Genomic DNA, 4,614 nt, shown 5'->3' on the forward strand with positions numbered 1-4,614 from the left:
TCTCGACCCAACTCGTCGAGGACGCCATCGTCTTCGTCAAGGGCCGCCTCGACAAGCGCGAGGACGTCCCCCGCCTGGTCGCCATGGAACTCGCCGTCCCCGACCTCTCCGAGGTGTCCGCCAACGCGCCGGTGACCATCACGATCCCGACCGTGAAGGTCACCCCGCCGCTGGTGGAGAAGCTGGGCGAGGTGCTGTCGCAGCACCGCGGCGGCACGGAGGTGCGCGTGAAGCTCCAGGGCTCCCGCACCACCACCGTGCTCCGCCTCGACCGGCACCGGGTGACGTCGGACCCGGCGCTCTTCGGTGATCTGAAGGCCCTGCTCGGGCCGTCCTGTCTGGCCGGCTGACGGGCGCGCCGCCGGCCCGGGGGCGCCCGGGCCGACGGGTCCGGCGGCGGGTGCGGGCGCGCTCCGCGCGGGGGCGCGCCCACCGGCCGGCGCTCAGTTGTGCCCGAAGCGCTTCTCCCGGTGCTTCTGGGTCTTGCGGCCGCCGGAGCCGGGGTTCACGGCCTCGCTGACCTGGTCGGGCGGCGGCCCGCCGGCGGGCGCGTCGGTCTCCTCGCCGCGTTCCTCCCGCGGGACGACGGCGCGTTCGTTCCGGCGGTTCCTGTGCTTACGGCTCATGGCGGCTCACCGCTCCCCGGCCCGGGGGCGCCGCTCGAAGCCGTCCCCGGGCGCGTCGGCCCGGGCGCCGTCTCCGGGCGGGATCTCGTCGAAGGACTGCCGCCGGCCGCGGTTCGGTATCCCGGCCGGCGACCCGGCGTACTTGTCCCGGTGGGAGTGCTGTTGCTGCTTTTTCTCGCGGTTCTTGCGCTTACCCATCACTGATCCTTTGCAGGCGCGGTCCCCCGCGGAGATCACCCTCGCACGCCCCGAGATACCTCGCATGTCGGATAATTACCGTGAGTAGTACGCGCTGTTCATGGCCGGGCACCGGTGTCCGCCACGCCGATGATCGATGCCCTGCTGTTAACCACCCCTCAGTGGGGCAGACTCGAAGGCAACCCGACATGAACTCCGCGGCACGGGCCCGGAACCGGCTGAGAAGAGGGTGAATCGTGGACCGCTGCGTCGTCCTGGTGGACGCCGGCTACCTGCTGGGCGCCGCCGCGAGCCTGCTTGCCGGAGAACCCGCCCGCTCCCGGATCACCGTCGACCACCCCGCGCTCGTCCAGGGACTGCGGGACCAGGCCGAGGCCGACACCGGCCAGCGGCTGCTGCGCATCTACTGGTTCGACGGCGCCCCCGACCGCGTACCGCAGCCGGAACACCGGCGGCTGCGCGTGATGCCCCGCGTCACCGTCCGCCTCGGCGCGCTCACCCGCAGCGACGGCCGCTGGGCGCAGAAGGGCGTCGACGCCGCCATGCACGCCGAGCTGACCGAACTGGCCCGCAACCGCGCCTGCGCCGACGTCGTGCTCGTCACCGGCGACGGCGACCTGCTGCCGGGGATGATGTCCGCGAAGGAGCACGGCGTCGCCGTGCACCTCTGGGCGGTCCAGGCCGCCGACGGCGACTACAACCAGTCCGAGGACCTGGTCGCCGAGGCCGACGAGCGCCGCGTGCTCGACCGAGCCTGGATCACCCGCGCCGTACGGGCCAAGGACCTCACCGGCATCTGCGCCCCCAGCCCCGTGCCGCGGCCCGAGATCGCCGCGATCCTCTCCGCCCCGCCCTCCGAGACCTCCGTCGCCGGCAAGCAGACCGTCGCCAACGGCACCGCGCCGGCCGACCCCGTCACCGAGCGGCGCCACGACGACACCGCGGCGCCCGGCGCCGTACCCGAAGACGAGGAGGACGCCGGCGCCAAGGGCGGCGTGCCCACCCCCAAGGACCTCGCGAGCCTGGGCCGCCCCGCGGTGCCCGAGGGGCGCCCGGGGCAGCCCGTGGGCAGCGCCACCCTGCGCTGGTCGTCCGACCGCGGCTGGGTGGAGCGGCCGGGCGCGGAGCCCCCGGACATCGCCGGGCTGCCGACGCTCGCCCAGCTCACCACGGCGGAGCAGCGCTGGGCGGACCGCGAGGAGGACATCACCGTCATCGGCGGCGACCCCTTCGAGGTGGGCCAGGTCTTCGCCCGGCGCTGGATGGAGCGGCTGGCGGACCCGGCGAAGCTGCGCATGCTGGCCGGCCAGTACCCGCGCATCCCGCACCGCATCGACGGCGAACTGCTGCGCTACGCCGCCCGCTTCGGGCTGCTGGCCCACAAGGACGACCAGATCGACGAGCGCGACCGGTACGCGATCCGGGCCGGGTTCTGGCGCGAGGTGGACGTCAGCTCGGCCGCCGAGCACGCGCAGGCGGCCGAGCCGGACGCGTAGCGCTCGCCGCCCCGAGGGCCGTTTCACGCCGGTGCGCGCCGGTCGCGCGCTGCCGTACGGGGCGTACCGCCGCCGTGCGCGGCGTACCGCCACCGGCCTCAGCGGGTCGGCGAGCCCCAGCCCTGCCAGCCGCCCGTCGGCGGCGGGGGCACCTGCGGCTCCGGAGTACGGGGCCCGAACAGCCCGGTCAGCACCAGGTGCACCGCCATCGCCGCCCCCGGCCACGCCAGCAGCGCGCCCTTGGCCTTCAGCTCCAGCGGCGCGTCGAAGACGCCGCCCTCGCCGGCCTCCCTGGCCCGCTGCCCCACGTTGTCCGACGGGCCCAGCCAGATGCCGAACCGCCAGGCCAGCACCGACCCGAGCAGCGCGCCCAGCGCCAGCCCCATGACCAGCGGCAGCCCGCCGCGGCGCCGCCACAGGAACACCGCCAGCGCCGTCACCGCGCCGAAGGCCAGCCCCAGCAGCGCGAACGTCCCGTCGATGGAGATGGCGTCCTCGCTCTCGCTCTCCTTCAGCCAGGCGTCGCCCCCGCGCACCACCAGCGGCACCCGCGGCGCCAGCTCCACCCAAAGGAAGCCCAGCAGCAGGCCCAGCACCGTCACGCCCACCATGAGGAGGACCGCGTGCCACACCTCCCGGCCGAGGTCGGAGTCGCCGTCCTTCGCTTCCCGCGCGTGCTCCCCGCCGGCGGCGCCGGACGGGGGCGGATACTGCCAGGGGTTGTGGGCGGGCTGCCCGGGCGGCGGCGGCTCGGGCGGCGTCAGGGGAGCGGTCACCCTGCCATCGTGCCAGGACCGGGACCGTCCGCCGTAGTCAGGACGGTCGTTCGGAATGTCGCCGTGACCGCCGTCCCTCACGAGCGCAGCGCCGCCCTCCGGTACGCCCACGTCGCCGCCGCCAGCGCCGGCACGCCGACCCCGGCGCACACCCCGAGGTCGGCGAGGACTGCGGCCCAGTCGGGGCCCGGCGTGAACGTCTCCATCAGCGCTTCCACCCCGTACGTGGACGGCAGCAGGTCGCGGGCGAAGGACACCGCCGCCGGCATCCGCTCCGCGGGCAGCACGCCGAGCAGCAGCGCCGCCGACATGCCCAGCTGGCCGCAGAGCGTCGCCAGCTCCGGCCGCGGCGCCAGCAGCCCGCACGCGGCCCCGAGGCCGGCGAGCGCGGCGCCGGAGAGCGGGACGACGGCGACGAGGATCCACAGGTGCCGCAGCGGCAGCTCGAAGAGCAGGCTGCCCGTGACGGCCGTGACGGCGGTGCCGGGCACGGTGAACGAGGCGTACGCGCCGGCCGCGCCCAGCACCACCGCGGCGGGGGGCACCGGGAGCGTGGCGTAGTGGTCGAGGCCGCCCGTCGCGCGCAGCTGGCCGAAGTACTGCGCCAGCAGGTTCAGCGCCACGAACGCCACGACCAGCACCGTCGAGCCGGCGACCACGGCGTGCGCCTCCGAGCTGCGCGCCTCGGCGTCCACCACGCCGCGCATCAGCACCATGATCCCGATGGACTGGAAGGTGGCGACGAACAGCAGCGGCAGCCGGGCCACCCGGGCGCGGGAGAGCTGGGCGCGGTAGACGGCGGCGAGCGCGGGGAAGAACGGGACCCGGGGGGCGAGCGCGACGGTGGCGGGCGGGGAGGAGCCGTCGGCCGTCCCCGCGGCGCGGGCTGGCGCGCCGGTGCCCGTCGTCCCCGCGGTACCTGGCGTCCCCGAGGTGCCGGACGTCCCGTTCGCCGCGGGTCCCGCCGGCGGCCCGGAGCCGTCGGGCGGGGCCTGCGCGAGGCCGAGGTGTCCGTCCGTCATGCCTTCACCAGTCCCTCGTCCCGCCCGCCCAGGGCCAGGTACACGTCCTCCAGGCTCGGCGTCGTCAGCGTGAAGTCGTCCAGTTCTGCGAACGCGGGGCCGCCCGTGACCGCCGCCACCGCGGCGCGCGCCGCCTCCTCGGGCAGCCGCAGCGTCCAGCGCCGGCCCGTGCGGCGCGCGGTGCGGGCCAGCTCCGCGATCTTCGGCACGTCGAGCGGCGGCTCGTCGCGCCAGACCAGGTCCACCCGTACCTCCCCGCCCACCAGGGCCTTCAGCCCGGTGGGGGAGTCGCAGGCGATGACCCGGCCGCGGTCGAGCACCGCGACCCGGTCGAGCACGGTCTCGGCCTCGATGACGTTGTGCGTGACGAGCAGCACCGTCGCGCCGCGCTCGGCCCGGCGCCGGTCGATCGCGGCCCACACGGCGCGGCGCGCCACCGGGTCCAGCGCGGTCGTCGGCTCGTCCAGCACCAGCACCGGCCGCTCGCCGACGAGCG

General features: G+C 75.9%; 6 protein-coding genes and 1 pseudogene. 2 read left to right on the forward strand and 5 right to left on the reverse strand.

The features are described from left to right. Positions 1 to 350 (forward strand): hypothetical protein (locus ABD317_RS33795; RefSeq protein ID WP_344295139.1); only part of this gene is annotated, 350 nt, incomplete at its 5' end. Positions 351 to 443: 93 nt separating this feature from the next. On the opposite strand, the gene ABD317_RS33800 is transcribed toward ABD317_RS33795, so the two are convergent. Next, positions 444 to 626 carry a hypothetical protein gene (locus ABD317_RS33800; RefSeq protein ID WP_344295141.1) on the reverse strand — a complete coding sequence of 61 codons (183 nt, stop codon included), beginning with the start codon at positions 624 to 626 and terminating at the stop codon, positions 444 to 446. Between the two features lie 6 nt (positions 627 to 632). Beyond that, entirely contained in the window at positions 633 to 824 is a 192-nt protein-coding gene (locus ABD317_RS33805) for a hypothetical protein (RefSeq protein ID WP_027756783.1), read from the reverse strand. 236 nt (positions 825 to 1,060) lie between these two features. Between ABD317_RS33805 and ABD317_RS33810 the strand changes: the two genes are divergently transcribed. Then, the gene (locus tag ABD317_RS33810; protein ID WP_344295144.1) at positions 1,061 to 2,320 is read left to right on the forward strand and encodes an NYN domain-containing protein; all 1,260 of its coding nucleotides are present in this window, start codon (positions 1,061 to 1,063) and stop codon (positions 2,318 to 2,320) included. Positions 2,321 to 2,418: 98 nt separating this feature from the next. Here the strand turns inward: ABD317_RS33810 and ABD317_RS33815 are convergent, their stop codons facing one another. The 3 genes and pseudogenes from ABD317_RS33815 to ABD317_RS33825 all read right to left on the reverse strand — a co-directional run. After that, the gene (locus ABD317_RS33815) at positions 2,419 to 3,096 is read right to left on the reverse strand and encodes a hypothetical protein (RefSeq protein ID WP_344295146.1); all 678 of its coding nucleotides are present in this window, start codon (positions 3,094 to 3,096) and stop codon (positions 2,419 to 2,421) included. Between the two features lie 77 nt (positions 3,097 to 3,173). Continuing rightward, positions 3,174 to 4,118, reverse strand: a complete 945-nt coding sequence (locus ABD317_RS33820; protein WP_344295148.1) for an ABC transporter permease — start codon at positions 4,116 to 4,118, stop codon at positions 3,174 to 3,176. Further along, a pseudogene (locus ABD317_RS33825) lies at positions 4,115 to 4,614 on the reverse strand (ABC transporter ATP-binding protein); the annotation flags it as partial. The pseudogene ABD317_RS33825 and the gene ABD317_RS33820, both read right to left, overlap by 4 nt.

This window comes from Streptomyces synnematoformans, assembly GCF_039531005.1.
Taxonomy (GTDB): Bacteria; Actinomycetota; Actinomycetes; order Streptomycetales; family Streptomycetaceae; genus Streptomyces; species Streptomyces synnematoformans.

What these genes read in the sequence shown, in the direction of transcription:
- ABD317_RS33800 (WP_344295141.1), bottom strand. Translation starts at nt 626, where the DNA reads ATGAGCCGTAAGCACAGGAACCGCCGGAACGAACGCGCCGTCGTCCCG.
- ABD317_RS33805 (WP_027756783.1), bottom strand. Translation starts at nt 824, where the DNA reads ATGGGTAAGCGCAAGAACCGCGAGAAAAAGCAGCAACAGCACTCCCAC.
- ABD317_RS33820 (WP_344295148.1), bottom strand. Translation starts at nt 4,118, where the DNA reads ATGACGGACGGACACCTCGGCCTCGCGCAGGCCCCGCCCGACGGCTCC.